The organism is Paenibacillus sanguinis 2301083 = DSM 16941, assembly GCF_000374825.1.
In the GTDB taxonomy this organism is placed as follows: Bacteria; Bacillota; Bacilli; order Paenibacillales; family Paenibacillaceae; genus Fontibacillus; species Fontibacillus sanguinis.
Window position 1 is genome coordinate 1 of sequence record NZ_KB895407.1, and the last position, 16,882, is coordinate 16,882.

The following is a 16,882-nucleotide window of genomic DNA, read 5'->3' on the forward strand; positions in this document are numbered from 1 at the left end:
CAACTAGCTAATGCGCCGCAGGCCCATCCATAAGTGACAGATTGCTCCGTCTTTCCCAAGTCTCCCATGCGAGAGGCTTGACTATCCGGTATTAGCTAACGTTTCCGCTAGTTATCCCAGGCTTACAGGCAGGTTGCCTACGTGTTACTCACCCGTCCGCCGCTAAGTGATCCAGGAGCAAGCTCCCCAATCACTCCGCTCGACTTGCATGTATTAGGCACGCCGCCAGCGTTCGTCCTGAGCCAGGATCAAACTCTCCAATAAAGGTATTGTTTGACTTGCTCATATAAACTTGCTGACGAGAACTTTCGTTCTCTTATTTCTTACTCACTCGTTGTTCAGTTTTCAAAGATCAACCTGTTTTTTCTTCATCACCGCGTTTCAGCGGCAACTTTTATAATATATCACCTTTAGTGAATTAGTGCAAGACTTTTTTGAAATTATTTTTTCAATTTCAACAGACTATCTTGCGATCACTGCGGGGTAAGTACTACTATAACCCAAACCATGTCCAAATATCAACCCTAAGGGTAACTTTTTTAATTACCTAAGCAACCTCAATAGATCCTCCACTCCCCCTTTTTTATGGTCGTTAGAAGCATGCCTCAATGCATTCATCATTTAAGTTGTTTATCTAGATATCAATCGGGTTAATTCGAAATTACTTTATCGATATAAAGTTGCCGCTGCTCCATTAAATTTACGATGCCGTCTTCAGTAACCACCATAGGACGGGTAGGTTGGCTTCGGTCGGAAAAAACAATCTCCCCCACACGCCCATCATTCAAACGGATATGTGTTCCCTGATGGAATTGAGTTGTATTATCCACGAATGTCTGAACAACCCCGGGGTCCAACTTGCCAAATGCTTCAGAACGAAGCTCCTCCAGTACCAGATAAGGAGATTGGGTCTCTCGATAAGAGCGTTTCAATGTCATAGCATGAAATATATCAGCCACCCCTACAATTTTGGCATAAATATGAATCTGATCTCCTGTTAATTGAAAGGGATAGCCGCTTCCGTCCATTTTTTCATGATGCTGCAAGGCTGTTAATTTTACACCTTCATTGATTGCGGCGATTTTCCGCAACTGTTGATAACCATAGGACGTATGCCGTCTCATCTCTTCCGTTTCCTGCGGAGTTAGCGGAGCAGGCTTGTACAATAGCGCCAAAGGCAGTTGAGTATTTCCAATGTCATGCAGCAGCCCCGCAAATGCAACCTGCATCCAGTCCTTCTGCGGCAAGCCATGCCATTTGGCCAACTGGTATGAAGTTAAAGACGAAAGGATGGCGTTGTGATAGAAATAATCCGATTCCTTAAAGTTTCGTGGAGTAAAGGTTAAAATCCGGTAGTGTGGCAATTGATCAATCAATACCTCTAATTGATGACGTAGATCAGATAAGGGTAGCTCGGCAACAAATGCAGATTGAGAAGCGTTTCTCGTGAGTTGAAGCATCCGCTGATATTCGTGATGGAAAGAAGTCTGCGGACTGACAACTGGTACTTCTTTGGTCTTCTTCTGTTCCGGAGATAGAGGCTTGTCCACCCACTTATTTGCGGCTGAAGCCTCCCTTTTCTCTAGGATAGTAGATATTGAAGCATCCTCAACCTCAATCTGAGTAACCAGGAAAGCCCGGATAAGCTCCACATCCCTCAAATCAAGAACCTTGCCTTTTTGCAGCAAAAGACCACCTAACGGACTATACACATGACTCGTAAGCTTGACTCCGGGCTGGACATCCATGATCGAAATAACATTCGCCATTTCTACCCTCTCCTTAAGAAATATCACTTATATACCATCTTCAGCATGATTTTGCGTAGGCATAAAGAACTACAAGTAGTTCCCTATCATTATAGTATGCTACCAAAATAGCAATCAATGCTTCTTTATATATTTTAGATATTTTTAAGAAACACAGACAAAAAGAACCCCCGGTCGGGGGGTTCTTGAATTGAATTCTATTGCTCACATTTAGGGATGAATGGGGAAGATTATTCTTCACCATCATTCGTTTCGGAGTCCTCTACCTCGGCCAAATCCTCCGATAGCAGCATTTCTTCGTTAAGCTCTTCTTCTTCGGTCTTATCGGAGCGGCAAACGGTGGCTACCGAATCATCCTCGCGGATATTGATCAGCTTGACGCCTTGCGTGTTCCGACCCATGGTGGAGATTCCTTCCATGCTCGTACGAATCAATGTCCCACTGGAGGTAATAATCATCAGGTCTTCTTCATCCTTCACAACCTTAAGACTTACTACCGTCCCGTTCTTATCCGTGACATTAATCGTCTTGATCCCTTTACCGCCACGGGTTTGCTTACGATATTCCGACACCGGGGTCCGCTTGCCATATCCCTTCGCCGTTACGATCAATACGTCTTGGTCAGGTACGACAACATCCATACCAATCAATTCGTCACCCTCATCCAGCGTAATGCCCTTAACCCCCGTAGCCGCTCTACCCATGGAACGTACATCGCTCTCCTGGAAGCGAATAGACATGCCTTGGGCTGTACCCATAATTACTTCTTGTTTGCCATCGGTAAGCTTCACGTCAATCAGAATGTCATCGTCCCGCAAGTTAACGGCGATCAAGCCGCCCCTGCGAATGTTAATGTAATCCTCGATCGGCGTCTTCTTCACGATGCCTTGCCGCGTAGCGAAGAATAAATATTTATCTTCGTCAAAGCGTTCAACCTCAATGACCGCGTTCACCGTCTCACCTTGTTCAATTTGAATCAAGTTGATGATAGGTGTCCCGCGCGCTGTCCGGCCAAGCTCGGGAATTTCGTAGGCTTTGAGTCTGTAGGCCTTCCCTCGGTCGGTGAAAAACATCAGATAGTGGTGAGAATTCGTTACGAATAGATGCTCCACAAAGTCATTATCCTTCGTATCCATCCCAACCACACCACGTCCGCCGCGTTTCTGACTGCGATAGGTCGTTACTGGCAAACGTTTGATATAACCCGTATGCGTAATCGTAATGACCACTTCTTCCTGAGGAATCAGATCCTCGTCCAGAATACTCTCTTCACCAACGGTGATTTCTGTACGGCGTGGATTATTATATTTGTCGCGAGTCTCCTGCAATTCCTCATCAATGATATCTAATACAAGATGTTCATTAGCCAGGATTTCACGATAATCGGCGATTCTTTGCAGCAGTTCATTATATTCGCCTTCGATCTTCTCACGTTCCAAGCCGGTCAACCGGCGAAGTCTCATGTCAAGAATAGCCTGGGCCTGCTCATAGCTCAGACCAAAACGACTAATCAAGCCCTCGCGAGCTTCTTCGTCCGACTTCGAGCCACGAATAAGCGCAATGACTTCGTCAATGTAATCCAGAGCGATCCGCAAGCCTTCCAGTATATGAGCTCTGGCTTCGGCTTTCTTCAGGTCAAATTCCGTGCGCCGGCGTACAACCTCAATCTGATGCTGCAAGTAATGACTAAGCACTTCCTTGAGCGTCAAAATCTTCGGTTCATTGTTCACAATGGCCAACATATTGATACCGAATGTGCTTTGCAGCGCCGTATGCTTGTACAAGTTGTTCAGTACAACGCTCGGATTCACGTCACGGCGAAGCTCGATAACCACGCGCATCCCGGTACGGTCAGATTCATCCCGCAAATCGGTAATTCCGTCAATTCTCTTCTCTCGTACCAACTCGGCAATCTTCTCCACCAATCGTGCCTTATTGACTTGATAAGGCAGTTCCTCAACCACAATCCGCGCTTTGTTGTTATGCTCCTCAATGTTCGTTCTTGCCCGCATCGTTACGGAGCCACGTCCTGTGGTATAAGCCTGACGAATACCAGACCGCCCTAAAATGTAACCGGCAGTTGGAAAATCCGGTCCTTTGATATAATCCATCAATTCGAGGGAGCTGATTTCCGGGTTCTTGATGATGGCCTGAACGCCTTCGATAACCTCACCCAGGTTATGCGGCGGAATGTTCGTAGCCATCCCAACAGCAATCCCAGATACCCCATTGACCAACAGGTTAGGGAACCGGGAAGGCAAGACGACAGGCTCTTGTTCTTCGCCATCATAGTTAGGCATGAAATCAACAGTTTCCTTGTTGATGTCCCGCAGCATTTCCATCGCGATCTTGGACAGCCGTGCTTCCGTATAACGCATAGCCGCAGCCATGTCCCCGTCAATAGAACCAAAGTTACCATGACCGTCGACAAGCATGTACCGCATGGAGAAATCCTGAGCCATCCGCACCATTGTTTCATAAACAGCCGAGTCCCCGTGAGGATGGTACTTACCTATGACCTCACCAACGATTCTCGCCGATTTCTTAAAAGGCTTATCCGGATGCATGCCAAGCTCGTTCATGGCATACAAAATGCGGCGGTGTACCGGCTTCAGACCATCCCGTACATCCGGCAACGCACGGCTGACAATAATGCTCATAGCATAATCCATAAAGGATTCGCGCATTTCCACATTAATGTCCCGATCTATGATTTGAGAGAATTTTTCTTCCGCCATGCTGGACCTCCTTCAATATCTATCCACGTGCCTCACCAGGGAAAAAGTCTGAAAAACCGCCACTTTTATATATTTCTTTCACAAAATGAGTTGAATTAAACCTGGCCGTTTTCCAGAGCACAATCCATATAGACAGCAAAAAATAGGGATGTGTCCACTCCCATCGATACGTGCGTTCATACACTACGGATATAGGCATTTTCTTTGAAATGCCGAAAAATCTTATAAAATCCCCATATCTTATTATTATACCATTGTTTATCTCTTCTGTCCTATGTTTTTCGTATGAAGAGGCATGGGGACATACACCACCCGAGAAAGGATGGAACCTATTTTGGCGATTCAACGCATTGCAAGCAAATGGGAGAAAACCAAGGTCATTTACCGGCTGGAGTCACTCCGTGCTTATATTCCCGATACCCGCAAATACTCCCTGGAACAACTCCGAAGTATGCTGGATACTTACGGGTACGTCTTCGTTAAACCCGATCACGGGACATATGGCAACGGCGTTATGAGCATCGAGCGGTGGACCGACGATCTGGAACCGGATAACCCGGCTCAATATAAGCTTCGGTTCGGTATCGAAACCCGATTATTTGATACCGTAGACGAACTTTACACGGCCTTGAACGAAAAGATTGAAGCTCGTCCTTATCTGATCCAAAGGGGTATTCAGTTACTCACATATCGACGGCGCAGATTTGATATTCGTGCTTTGGTGCAGCAAACCCCCAATAAAAATTGGGAAACAACCGGAATCATTGGCCGGGTTGCCGCCAAGCAGAAGGTCATCACCAATTATCATGGCGGCGGAGACGTTATGCTGATCGAAGATTTGCTTGGTACTTACATGGGATCACGTGAATTTGCCCAGAAATACAGAGAGATAAAATCTTTGGGGGTTCAGGTAGCACGACAAATGGCCCATAAATTTCCCAAGCTGAAGGAGATTGGACTGGACATCGCCATCGATGAACAACACCAGCTTTGGATTCTGGAAGTGAATACGAAGCCTGCCCTCTTTCCCTTCAAGCTGCTTCACTCCAAAGAGGTATACCAAAAGATTCGCCGTTATGCCGTCGCTTACGGGCGGTTGAAGGCCAAGAGCATGAAATAACAAAAGGCTGCGCCAAGCTTGGGCAATAAAGCCCTGCTTGGAACAGCCTTTCTCTTCTGGATGGCGTGGTATGAAATACCGGCGGCATATTAAATATCGAGATTTTTTACATGTCTGGCATGCTCATGGATGAAATCGCGCCGGGGCTCAACGTTATCCCCCATCAAAATATCAAAAATCGCATCGGCTTGAATGGCGTCGGAAATTGATACTTGCTGCATCGTCCGGCTTTCCGGATCCATAGTCGTTTCCCATAGCTGCTCCGGATTCATCTCGCCCAAACCTTTATAGCGCTGTACGTTTACTTTTACACCTTCCCCAAATTCAGCGATGATATCATCGCGTTCCTTCTCGGACCCGGCATAACGAACCACCTTGTTGCGCTCGATCTTGAACAATGGTGGCTGAGCAATATAGACATAACCGGCTTCAATAATTCTCCGCATGTAACGGAAGAAGAAGGTCAACAGCAGGGTACGAATATGCGCACCGTCCACGTCGGCATCGGTCATGATGATCACCTTGTGATACCGGGCTTTGGCGATATCGAACTCTTCACCGATCCCCGTGCCCAGCGCCGTGATAATAGCCCGGATCTCGGCATTGCCGAGAATGCGGTCGAGCCGTGCCTTCTCAACGTTCAGGATCTTCCCGCGTAGCGGAAGGATCGCTTGGAAGTGACGATCACGCCCTTGCTTGGCGGAACCTCCCGCGGAATCACCTTCGACGATGTATAGTTCACTGATTGAGGCGTCCTTGGAGGAACAGTCTGCCAGCTTGCCAGGCAGCGAGCTGACCTCCAGCGCACTCTTGCGCCGTGTCAGTTCCCGAGCTTTACGAGCAGCTTCTCTGGCTCGTGAGGCTTGCAGGGACTTCTCCAGCACCCGCCGCGATACAGACGGGTTCTCCTCCATAAATTCCTGCAGCTTTTCAGCGAAAAGGGAATCGACGATTCCGCGGACCTCACTGTTACCCAGCTTGGTTTTCGTTTGTCCTTCAAACTGCGGCTCTGGAATCTTCACGGAAATAATCGCGGTCAAGCCTTCCCGCACATCATCCCCGGTCAGGTTAGAGTCGCTATCCTTGATCATACCGCTTTTGCGGGCATAGTCATTAATGATCCGGGTTAAGGCGCTCTTAAATCCAGACTCATGCGTCCCGCCTTCATGGGTATGAATGTTGTTGGCGAAGGAGAAAATATTTTCCGTGTAGCTGTCATTGTATTGCAGCGAAATTTCGACTTGAATCATTTCTCGCTGACCTTCCACGTAAATCGGATTCTCGTGAAGCACCTCGCGATTCTGATTCAAATACTTGACGTACTCCATAATGCCGCCCTCGTAATGGAACGACTCTCCGGTACCGGTCCGCTCATCCAACAGGGACAAATTGATGCCCTTGTTCAAGAAAGCCAACTCACGGATCCGGGTCAACAGCGTGTTATATTCATACTCCGTCGTTTCCGTGAAAATCTCCGCATCCGGCCAAAATGTCACCGTCGTGCCCGTATCTTCGGTATTACCGACAATCTTAAGGTCATATTGCGGTATGCCCCGACAATACTCCTGTTGGTAGATATGTCCATCCCGCTTAACCTGAATAATAACTTTCTTCGACAAGGCGTTTACAACCGAGACACCTACTCCATGAAGTCCGCCGGATACCTTATATCCGCCGCCGCCAAATTTACCTCCAGCATGAAGGACCGTCATGACGACTTCAACCGTCGATTTCTGCAGCTTCTCATTCATGCCGACCGGAATGCCCCGGCCATTATCGATAACCGTGACACTGTTATCCTGATGAACAATGACGTCGATTTTGTTGGCGTAACCGGCTAATGCCTCATCGATACTATTGTCCACGACCTCCCATACCAGGTGATGCAAACCGCGGGAACTGGTTGAGCCGATGTACATTCCGGGCCGCTTACGTACCGCTTCCAGGCCTTCAAGCACCTGTATATTACTCTCGTCATATGTTTGTTCATTCATTGACAATGCCTTCACCTACTTCTCCATAATCAAACTGTTCAAGTGCGGAACATCTATGCAAGGCTAAACCGCCAGGATCACATTCGCTTTCTTCTTGAGCGTCGCAGAGGAAATGGGTGAGTAATAAATCTCATCCTGTGTGACCACAATCGACTTGGCTTCCTCTTCGCCGATACGCACCACATTTTTCTCTTTCAGCGCATGCTGGATAAACTGCTTGGATATCTTGGAAGATTTCTCAATCGTAATATCAAAGATGGCGATCAGTTCCGAAGATAAAATAACCTTCTCTCCGCCCAAATGAATATACATGTTATCCCTCCGCCTATTAGACTTTGATTTGACCCTCCTGAACATGAAAAATGCTGGCGTCCTGTAACCGACCGGCATTGATGCTTTCGAGCCCTGTCGCCGTTATGAACGTCTGCACTTTGCTCTGAAAAGTCTCGATCAGTTGGGTTTGACGATAGGGGTCCAGCTCAGACAACACATCATCCAGCAGCAAAATGGGATATTCTCCGATCTCCTCATGTATGAGCTCAATCTCCGCCAGCTTCAGAGATAATGCCGTCGTTCGCTGTTGTCCCTGAGAGCCGTACACCTGCGCTTCGTTCCCGTTGATATCAAAGGATATATCATCGCGATGCGGCCCGCTTAGCGTCATGCCCCGGCGGATTTCCTGATCCTTCATTTGTGATAACTTTATCATAAATTGCTCCAATAGGACAGCTTCATCTTCCTCACCAGCTTCGCCAAACGAGGGAAGGTAGGATAATTTCAATGTTTCACCACCCCCGGTGATGCCTTCATGGATGTGCTCAGCCCATTTTTGCAGTTTTCTTATAAATTGTTTCCTTTTTTTGACGATTTTAACACCATGCTCTGCCAGTTGTTCATTCCAGATCTCCAGCATGGCTGCAAGCTCAGGGCCAGCGTTCCAGGCTTGCTTCAACAGATTGTTGCGCTGTAGCAGCACCCTCTGGTATTGCTGTAGATGGTAAAGGTAGCTGGGTTGCACCTGACCGATCTCCATATCGAGAAAACGACGCCTGATACCGGGCGTCCCCTTGACGATCTCCAGGTCCTCAGGGGCGAACATGACCACGTTCATAGCTCCGATAAAATCACTTAGCTTACGCTGCTCAAGGCCATTAATCTTGGCCTTCTTGCCTTGTGTGCTCAATCGCAGCTCCAACTGAACGGTACCGTACTTTTTCTCAACCTCAGCGGTAACTATTGCATGATCCTGACCGAACGAAATCAGTTCCTTATCTTTTCCCGTCCGATGAGACTTCGTTAAGGCCATGACAAACAAGGCCTCCAGCAGATTGGTTTTCCCTTGGGCATTACGTCCGATCAACAGGTTGACCGCGCCAAAAGAGCCTAGCGAAAGCGTGTCGTAATTGCGGTAGTTTTGCAGTGTTAATTGTTTTACAAACACGTTCTTCCAAGCCCCCTCATCATTCCGCCAGCGCTTGCTCTCTCCAGGCAAAGGAAAGAGCCTTCCATGAAGCCTACTCCGCGGTCACCTCAAATGAGCCGCAGCCGTCAACTTCAACAATATCGCCTGCGTAGAGCTTTCGCCCACGGCGCTCCTCGGGTTCCTGATTCACTTTCACGGCACCTTCCTGCAGTATCGCTTTGGCCATGCCGCCTGTCGAAACACAATCGGCCAGCTTCAAGAAAGAATCCAGTTTGATATATTCGCTCGAAATCGAGATTTTCTTCATGACGGCTGATGTTCCTTTCGCAAATGAAATGCTATTAGTACAAGTTCAAGAATTTAGCTTCTCGGCGCCAAAGCTTAAGCTTAGTTGGTTGTCCGGTAAGGCAAAATCAAATACAAGCTTTGGCTATCATCCACCGGTTTGATGATAATTGGACTCATTGCCCCGGTAAAGCCGATATGCAGTTGCTCGCTTTCCACCACTTTCAGTACGTCAAGCATATATTTGGAGTTAAAGGAAATTCGTAGCGGTTCTCCTGTAAACTTGGCAACCTCCAATTGCTCCTTTACTTTCCCCAGTTCCGACGAACTAGAGGAGATTTCGATGGTGCCATCCTCCATCGTTTGCAGGCGGACAATATTCGTCTTCTCCTCACGAGACAGCAAATAAGCGCGATCGATGGAATCACTCAGCTTCTTGGTGTCCAGGACAAGTTCTGTTTTATACGTTGTCGGAATAATCTTGGAAGTATCGGGATAGGTTCCGTCCAAAATACGAGTGTAGAACAACACGCGGTCAATCTTGAACAACACCTGGTTGTCGGCAACCACGATTTCTACGCGCGTATTTTGCTCGGGAATGATTTTGCTCAGCTCATTCAGCGTTTTACCGGCGATAACAATATTGCTGAAGCGAACGCCCTCGGCATCATCGAGTCCGGCAATACGGCTGGCCAAACGATGTCGATCCGTTGCCACAAATTTGAATTCATTATCAGCCAGATTCCAAAGTACCCCTGTCAGAATAGGGGATGTCTCGTTTGTAGAGATGGAAAAGCCTGTTTGGCGAATCATATTTTTCAGCAAATCCCCGGGAATCGATACAATTTGGTTCTCTTCGATACTTGGCAATACAGGGAATTCCTCGGGGTCAAGGCCCACCATCTGAATATCCGTAGAACCTGCACGAATGAAGGTCTGAAAGCCATCCTTTACTTCCATCTCAATTTCCGGTGAAGGCAGCTTCTTGATGATCTCGACAAAAAACTTGGCTGGGAGAACAACGCTACCCGGACGCTCCACCTGAACGATTTGCTTCTCCTGATCCTCAGCCGGAATATAAGCCTGAATCGAAATGTCCGTGTCACTAGCTGTTAATGTCATTCCTTGAAAGTTCACATCTAGCTTGATCCCGGTCAGAATCGGGATGGTTGTACGGCTGGAAATGGCCTTCGCCACATGTTGGATGGATTCATTCAGATCATGTTTCAGAATACGGATTTTCATAAATTCAACTCCTAAAAGTTTTATGAAGCATAAGCTTCTACAGGGAATTACTTCGCAATAAAACTTACTTCGTAAGCATACACTCAGTTCTTATAAAGCATGGACTTCTTAGAAAATAATCTTGTAAAAAAGCTAGTTTATAAGCATAACTCTAGCGGTATGCAGCATATCTTCTAGAGAAAAGCCCTGGAATAAAAAATGGCCGCAATGCATAGCTTAGTTCTATGTATCACCCGTCAGCAGAGAGCCTTCATTTCTTCTTGGTGGCAGACAAGCACTTCGATTCTTGAGCTTGGGATCAGCAAATGTTTGCGCTGCGTTATTAAGGATGTGTATATCTTTATATATTTTAGAAGAAGTAGTAGGGACCCTGAATATGTGGATAACAACAGAATGAATATGAAATGAAGCCTATCCACATGTGCATATCATGTGCATAGGCTTACCCCTTATTCAGGTCGCACTTTTTATTTTTTCGGTAATATTGTTCACGATTTTAAATAGCTCCTGGTCGATCTTGAGCTGCTGGGTAATTTTCTCATGGGCATGGATGACGGTGGTGTGATCCCGTCCACCAAAAGCGTCGCCGATCTTCGGCAGCGAGAAGTCGGTGAGTTCCCGGGCCAGATACATGGCGATTTGCCGCGGAAAGGCAATGGCTTTTGTTCGCTTGCGCGCCTTGAAGTCATCGAGCTTCAAATTGTAATAATCTCCAACCCGCTGCTGAATGTCCTGAATCGTGATCATCTTCGGACGGCTGGAAGGGATGATGTCCTTGAGTGCTTCCGCGGCCAGATGGCTTGTTACATCTTGATTAATCAGCGAGGAATAGGCAACTACGCGAATTAACGCGCCTTCCAGCTCACGAATATTGGTATCAATCTGATTAGCGATATACATCATCGCTTCGTTCGGAATATCCAGGTTCTCGGCCTTGGCCTTCTTGCGCAAGATAGCGATCCGCGTCTCCAGATCGGGGGGCTGGATATCGGTAATCAATCCCCATTCAAACCTGGAACGAAGCCGTTCTTCGAGCGTCGGGATCTCTTTTGGCGGGCGGTCACTGGAAATAATAATCTGCTTGCGCTCTTCATGAAGGGCATTAAAGGTATGGAAAAATTCCTCTTGCGTCGATTCCTTACCGGCCAAAAATTGAATATCGTCAATGAGCAAAATATCGATGTTGCGGTATTTATTGCGGAAGCTTTCCGCGCGATTATCCCGGATGGAGTTGATAAATTCATTCGTAAATTTCTCGGAGGAAATATAGACGACCTTGCTGCTAGGACTATGTTCCAAAATATAATGGCCAATGGCATGCATGAGATGCGTCTTGCCAAGTCCCACGCCACCATAGAGGAACAGCGGGTTATAGGCACGGGCGGGTGCTTCGGCTACCGCCAGGGAAGCGGCATGGGCGAAGCGGTTGCCGGAACCAATGACGAACGTATCAAAGGTGTATTTCGGATTCAGCATATGGGAAACGCTTTCCTCGATGGGGACGGGAGCGGGAGTCTCCTTCACCACTTGGGTAAGCTCCGGTGGAGCCGATTCTTCAATCACGAAGGTCACGTCCACCTGCTTGCCTAAATGCTCCAGAACGGTGGTTGCGACGAGCTTGGTATAGCGGCTCTCCAGCCATTCGACCGCGAAGGTAGTTGGCGCGGAAATGATAATGGATTGATCGGTCAGCGAGACGATCTTGGTTGCTTTGAACCAGGTATCAAAGCTGGGTTTGCTTAATTTTGTATTGATAATAGATAAGATATGTTGCCATATTTCAGAAGTATGGCTGTCCACAGACTGTCACTCCTTTTAAATCTTCCAATTGTGGCTGAAGGCCATACAGAAAGAGGTCGAAAAAACATAAATAAAGGGGAAGTTTATCCCCAATGTTAAGCAGAATATAATAATTATAAACATACATAAAATAAAATTGTTCACAATGTTATCCACAGCCTGTTAATAATTCAGCAGGAAAACACGGATATTCACAACGAAAACAATATAATCATAGCAAAAGAAGCCCTGTTTTTCAATGTACTCAATACTTTTATCCACAAATTCAATAACTTGTGCATAATTTTCATTCACACCACTACATATTGTTTATAAATTGTATAGAATTCGACAGAATGCAAGAAATTCAGAAAAAATTATACACAAGTTAATAAACAAGCAACGCAAAATATGTTGATAGCAAATCTCCTTTCCGAGTCGAATTGGAGTCGAAAAATTGGCCAAAAAAAATCTGTACTCAGATGAGTACAGTTTTTTTAATAGGATCACACTAAATTTTTGGTAGACATTCATATCAATGAGCTGATGAACTGAGTCAGGATGAGCTTATTTGACGTTGAAATGCCGCAATCGCTTCATATTCATCCTCTAACTTGGCGGAAATACGGGTGAAAATCGGTATTAACTGCTTATAGACTGCAGCATGCTCAGGATTCGGCTCATGACGGTGTACACCACCCACCATTTCTTTGACGGCATCCAGGGATTCAATTTCACCCAAGGCGTACAAGCCAAGGACGACAGCGCCCAGGCAGGAGCTTTCATAGCTCTCGGGGATGACGACTTCTTGATCAAAGATATCAGCCATCATTTGCCGCCAGAGTGGTGACCGGGCAAAACCGCCGGTAGCCTGAATTTTGCGAGGTCGTCCGATCTGACTTTCGATAGCCATCAGCACAGAGTAGAGGTTATATAGAATGCCCTCCAGCACGGCACGAATCATATGTTCTCTCTGATGATGCAGTGTCAGTCCAAAGAAGGATCCGCGAGCATTAGCGTTCCAGAGCGGGGCCCGCTCTCCGGTCAAATAGGGATGAAAGATCAAGCCATCAGCCCCCGGCGAAACCCGCTCGGCAATTTGTGTCAGCAGGTCATAGGAGCTTAGCCCCAGGCGTTTGGCTGTTTCGGACTCGGCCGCAGCAAATTCATCTCGCAGCCAGCGGAAGATCACGCCTCCATTGTTGATCGGCCCTCCAATGACCCAGTGCTTATCCGTGAGCGCATAACAAAATATCCGTCCTTCCGAATCGGTTTGCGGCCGGTCCACGACGGTGCGAATGGCTCCACTGGTGCCAATGGTGACGGCCACGACGCCGGGATCGATGGCATTCACCCCAAGGTTGGACAATACGCCATCACTGGCACCTATAATGAAGCGAGTTGAGGGCAGAAGACCCATAGCTTCGACATAGACTGGAGCTGCACCTTGCAGCACATGGGTCGTTGGGACAATCCGGGAGAGATGATCGGACGTAATGCCAACCATCGCAAGAGCCTCCTCATCCCAATCGAGTTTCTCCAAATTAAAGAGTCCTGTAGCTGAGGCTATGGAATAATCAATAACATATTGTCCAAACAGCTTATGGAATACATATTCTTTAATAGAAATAAACTTATCGGCTTGATGAAATAAATCCAATTCTTCATGGCGCAGCCAGAGCAACTTGGTCAGCGGAGACATAGGGTGAATCGGCGTGCCGGTACGCAAATAAAGCTCATGTCCATTTTGTTCATTTTTCAACTTGTCGGCCCATGCGCTACTACGGTTGTCCGCCCAGGTGAGACAGTTCATTAAAGGTTCCCCTTTGGCATTGACCGGAATGATGCTATGCATGGCGGAACTGAAGGAGACAAATCCGATTTGCTCAGGGAAGATTCCACTCGTTCGGACGACTTGCCCAATGACTGAAAGGACGGCCTGAAAAATTTCTTCCGGATCTTGTTCGGCTACGAAAGGGGAAGGAGTGTAGAGCGGGTATTCCTGGTTGGCAGTAGCCAAGGGTCGCCCACTGCGTTCAAACAATACCGCCTTCGTGCTGGTTGTCCCGATATCGAGACCGATCATATAGTTCAGCAACTTCAAATTCACCTCTCTATCTATTCATGAGGCATGCTGGAGTGCAGGGTTTCAAAGGAATCGGAGAAATATTCTTCCACATTGCGCTGGATCACCTCACTATCCCGCGATTCCAGCCCTTGCAGCAGCTTGCGATGCTTATCTACGACATAGCTAATTTTATCTTCATTTTGCGAAAGGATATTTTGTGTCGTTACCAGCATAACAGTCATCACAATCTGCCGGATGCTGGTCCATAAATGCAAGATACGTGTATGCTTGGCTCCATTAATGATAATTTCGTGAAAGCAGATGTCCTGATAAGCAAATTCAACGACATCAAGGTGCTTGCCGGCCAGTTCCATCTTGTCGATGCTTTGGGCCAGGGGAGCTATCAGTTCCTCCGGATGGGCCGCCAAATGCTTCCAGGCAAAGCTCTCGATCAAATAGCGGACATCGTACAATTCCTTCACATCGTTCAAACTCAGGCCATTCACCACGGCTCCCATGCGTTGCAGGGTAATCAGTCCTTCACCGGAGAGCGTCTTGAGCGCTTCGCGGACCGGAGAACGGCTAGTGCCGAAGTCCCCGGCGATACGATTCTCTGACAGTACCTCCCCAGGCTTTAGCGTACCATTGATAATGCGCAGCCTAAGCTCTGCAGCGATGGACTCGCCAAGAGAGCTGCCTGTCAACCACGTAGAAGGGTATTGCATACTTTTATGACTCCTATCCGGGAAACGAACCCACTATATTCATCCGTTATGGTACTTAAATACCTTGATCATAGCACGAAATTCCCGGAATTGGGAAACCAGGCTGCACACGTATTAGCCCAAGGTCTCGACGGCATGCCCTCCAAATTCATTGCGCAAGGCAGCTACAACTTTACCGTGAAAAGTGTCCTCCTGAAGTGAACGATAGCGCATAAACAGAGACATAGCGATTACCGGCGTATTTGCTTGCAATTCCAGAGCAGTTTCCACCGTCCATTTGCCTTCACCTGAGGAATTCATGACACCACGCAGCTTTTCAAGCTTCGGATCCTTGGAGAAGGCATTTTGCGCCAGTTCCATCAGCCAGCTGCGGATGACCGAACCATTGGACCAAACCCCGGCTACTTGTTCAAAGTCGTAGTCATAAGGACTTTTGTCCAGCACCTCGAAGCCTTCGGCGATCGCCTGCATCATACCGTATTCGATACCGTTGTGCACCATTTTCAGAAAATGGCCGCTACCCGCAGGTCCGGTGTACATATAGCCGTTCTGAACAGCGATGTCCTTCAAAATGGGTTCAATATAATGAAAGGCATTTTCGTCTCCACCGACCATGAAGCATCCGCCTTGCTCAGCACCCTCCACACCTCCGGAAGTACCTATGTCCATAAAGTGAAGATGATGCGCAGCCAGTTGCTGAGCGAGTTCCTGCGAATGCTGATAATGCGAATTGCCCCCATCAATAATAATATCGCCCTGATCGAGCAGGGGAGTAAGCGATTCTACTACAGAGCGTAGAGCATGACCTGCCGGGACCATCACCCAAATCACCCGCGGCGATTCCAGAGAACTGACCAATTGCTCCAGGTTGCTAGCGGCAATAGCTCCTTTGGCAGCGGCCAAGGCAACCGATGACTCATTGGTATCATAAGCGACGACTTCATGCTGATGTTTCAGGAGGTTGATGACCAGGTGAAAGCCCATTTTTCCGAGTCCAATCATACCTAATTTCATAAATAAATCCACCCCTTATGTGTAAACTAGTATACTTGTATACAACTTAATATTTTCAATAATACTACATCTAGTGAAACAAGGAAAGGCTAAAAAATCTTATGTTGAATGGAGCTATGGACTGAGCAGCGGAGCTGCACGTTTTCGCAGAAAACGACTCCGGAAAGCATGGGACATGAGCTTTTAAAAGCCATACGTTTAGGCCCGGCTGAATTCAAAATCGCGTCGAGTCACTTTTTTGAGCTGATTTGTGATCAAAAGAAAAATTAGTGAACAACCTCTTTAGAAAAACTTTTCCACATGTGCATAACTTTATGTGTTTGGAAAAGAAAAAGGGCTGTGGAAAACCAAATTGACAAGTCGTGCCTTGTGGATTGTGTATAATTTAAAAATATTGGTGATGGAAGGAAGGAAGACCTCAAGTTTGGTGTCAATCGTCTGTGAAAATGTCACCTTAACTGTGCTATGAAAATGTCACTTTATTCGTTGGAGCCTCCTGCTTCACCAGGAGGTCTCCGAATAGCTGCTATGCTGTGAATACATAGCATCTTGGAATGAGCTTTGTTTTGTGCTATGGTTAGTTATGGTGTTTACCGTGGATCTCCACGGATGGTTAGGAGCGGGTTTGCGTGGCTGCGCAGAACTCGCTTTTTTTGTTTCCATAGTGGCTGGTATTGGTTTTTCCGTCCTCTTTAAAGGCAAAGCTTGTCCTTGGTGCCACA

The 16,882-nt window shown here is 47.1% G+C and carries 12 protein-coding genes, 1 rRNA gene and 1 pseudogene; 1 reads left to right on the forward strand and 13 read right to left on the reverse strand.

Annotated features, from left to right (window positions below; translation table 11 throughout):
• From C557_RS0122425 to gyrA, 3 genes are all read right to left on the reverse strand, one after another.
• Positions 1 to 264, reverse strand: a 16S ribosomal RNA gene (locus C557_RS0122425); the annotation flags it as partial.
• Positions 265 to 650: 386 nt separating this feature from the next.
• On the reverse strand, positions 651 to 1,769 hold the full coding sequence (locus tag C557_RS0122430; protein WP_018754091.1) for an HD-GYP domain-containing protein: 1,119 nt from the start codon (positions 1,767 to 1,769) through the stop codon (positions 651 to 653).
• 230 nt (positions 1,770 to 1,999) lie between these two features.
• A complete protein-coding gene (gene gyrA, locus C557_RS0122435; protein ID WP_018754092.1) occupies positions 2,000 to 4,507 on the reverse strand; it encodes a DNA gyrase subunit A in 2,508 nt (835 codons plus the stop codon).
• A gap of 334 nt (positions 4,508 to 4,841) precedes the next feature.
• Between gyrA and C557_RS0122440 the strand changes: the two genes are divergently transcribed.
• Positions 4,842 to 5,627, forward strand: coding sequence for a YheC/YheD family protein (locus C557_RS0122440; RefSeq protein WP_026263637.1), 786 nt, complete (start codon positions 4,842 to 4,844; stop codon positions 5,625 to 5,627).
• Between the two features lie 89 nt (positions 5,628 to 5,716).
• On the opposite strand, the gene gyrB is transcribed toward C557_RS0122440, so the two are convergent.
• The 10 genes and pseudogenes from gyrB to C557_RS25795 form a co-directional block, all read right to left on the reverse strand.
• Entirely contained in the window at positions 5,717 to 7,621 is a 1,905-nt protein-coding gene (gyrB, locus tag C557_RS0122445; protein ID WP_018754094.1) for a DNA topoisomerase (ATP-hydrolyzing) subunit B, read from the reverse strand.
• Between the two features lie 63 nt (positions 7,622 to 7,684).
• Entirely contained in the window at positions 7,685 to 7,933 is a 249-nt protein-coding gene (gene remB / locus C557_RS0122450) for an extracellular matrix regulator RemB (RefSeq protein ID WP_018754095.1), read from the reverse strand.
• Between the two features lie 16 nt (positions 7,934 to 7,949).
• Entirely contained in the window at positions 7,950 to 9,062 is a 1,113-nt protein-coding gene (gene recF, locus C557_RS0122455; protein ID WP_026263639.1) for a DNA replication/repair protein RecF, read from the reverse strand.
• 73 nt (positions 9,063 to 9,135) lie between these two features.
• Complete coding sequence (gene yaaA, locus C557_RS0122460) at positions 9,136 to 9,351, reverse strand: S4 domain-containing protein YaaA (RefSeq protein WP_018754097.1); 216 nt, start codon at positions 9,349 to 9,351, stop codon at positions 9,136 to 9,138.
• An 80-nt stretch (positions 9,352 to 9,431) separates the two neighbouring features.
• Positions 9,432 to 10,574, reverse strand: a complete 1,143-nt coding sequence (dnaN, locus tag C557_RS0122465; protein ID WP_018754098.1) for a DNA polymerase III subunit beta — start codon at positions 10,572 to 10,574, stop codon at positions 9,432 to 9,434.
• A gap of 453 nt (positions 10,575 to 11,027) precedes the next feature.
• Positions 11,028 to 12,374: a chromosomal replication initiator protein DnaA gene (gene dnaA, locus C557_RS0122470; protein ID WP_018754099.1), complete on the reverse strand. Its 1,347-nt coding sequence runs from the start codon at positions 12,372 to 12,374 to the stop codon at positions 11,028 to 11,030.
• A 535-nt stretch (positions 12,375 to 12,909) separates the two neighbouring features.
• Positions 12,910 to 14,439, reverse strand: coding sequence for a gluconokinase (gene gntK / locus C557_RS0122480; RefSeq protein WP_040677550.1), 1,530 nt, complete (start codon positions 14,437 to 14,439; stop codon positions 12,910 to 12,912).
• Between the two features lie 32 nt (positions 14,440 to 14,471).
• Positions 14,472 to 15,146 (reverse strand): GntR family transcriptional regulator, encoded by a 675-nt coding sequence (locus C557_RS0122485; protein WP_018754102.1) that lies wholly within the window; start codon positions 15,144 to 15,146, stop codon positions 14,472 to 14,474.
• Between the two features lie 114 nt (positions 15,147 to 15,260).
• On the reverse strand, positions 15,261 to 16,160 hold the full coding sequence (gene gnd, locus C557_RS0122490) for a phosphogluconate dehydrogenase (NAD(+)-dependent, decarboxylating) (protein ID WP_018754103.1): 900 nt from the start codon (positions 16,158 to 16,160) through the stop codon (positions 15,261 to 15,263).
• Between the two features lie 501 nt (positions 16,161 to 16,661).
• Positions 16,662 to 16,882 (reverse strand): annotated as a pseudogene (locus tag C557_RS25795) (ISNCY family transposase); the annotation flags it as partial.

What these genes read in the sequence shown, in the direction of transcription:
- gntK (WP_040677550.1), bottom strand. Translation starts at nt 14,439, where the DNA reads ATGATCGGTCTCGATATCGGGACAACCAGCACGAAGGCGGTATTGTTT.
- yaaA (WP_018754097.1), bottom strand. Translation starts at nt 9,351, where the DNA reads ATGAAGAAAATCTCGATTTCGAGCGAATATATCAAACTGGATTCTTTC.
- gyrB (WP_018754094.1), bottom strand. Translation starts at nt 7,621, where the DNA reads ATGAATGAACAAACATATGACGAGAGTAATATACAGGTGCTTGAAGGC.
- C557_RS0122485 (WP_018754102.1), bottom strand. Translation starts at nt 15,146, where the DNA reads ATGCAATACCCTTCTACGTGGTTGACAGGCAGCTCTCTTGGCGAGTCC.
- dnaN (WP_018754098.1), bottom strand. Translation starts at nt 10,574, where the DNA reads ATGAAAATCCGTATTCTGAAACATGATCTGAATGAATCCATCCAACAT.
- gyrA (WP_018754092.1), bottom strand. Translation starts at nt 4,507, where the DNA reads ATGGCGGAAGAAAAATTCTCTCAAATCATAGATCGGGACATTAATGTG.
- gnd (WP_018754103.1), bottom strand. Translation starts at nt 16,160, where the DNA reads ATGAAATTAGGTATGATTGGACTCGGAAAAATGGGCTTTCACCTGGTC.
- C557_RS0122430 (WP_018754091.1), bottom strand. Translation starts at nt 1,769, where the DNA reads ATGGCGAATGTTATTTCGATCATGGATGTCCAGCCCGGAGTCAAGCTT.
- remB (WP_018754095.1), bottom strand. Translation starts at nt 7,933, where the DNA reads ATGTATATTCATTTGGGCGGAGAGAAGGTTATTTTATCTTCGGAACTG.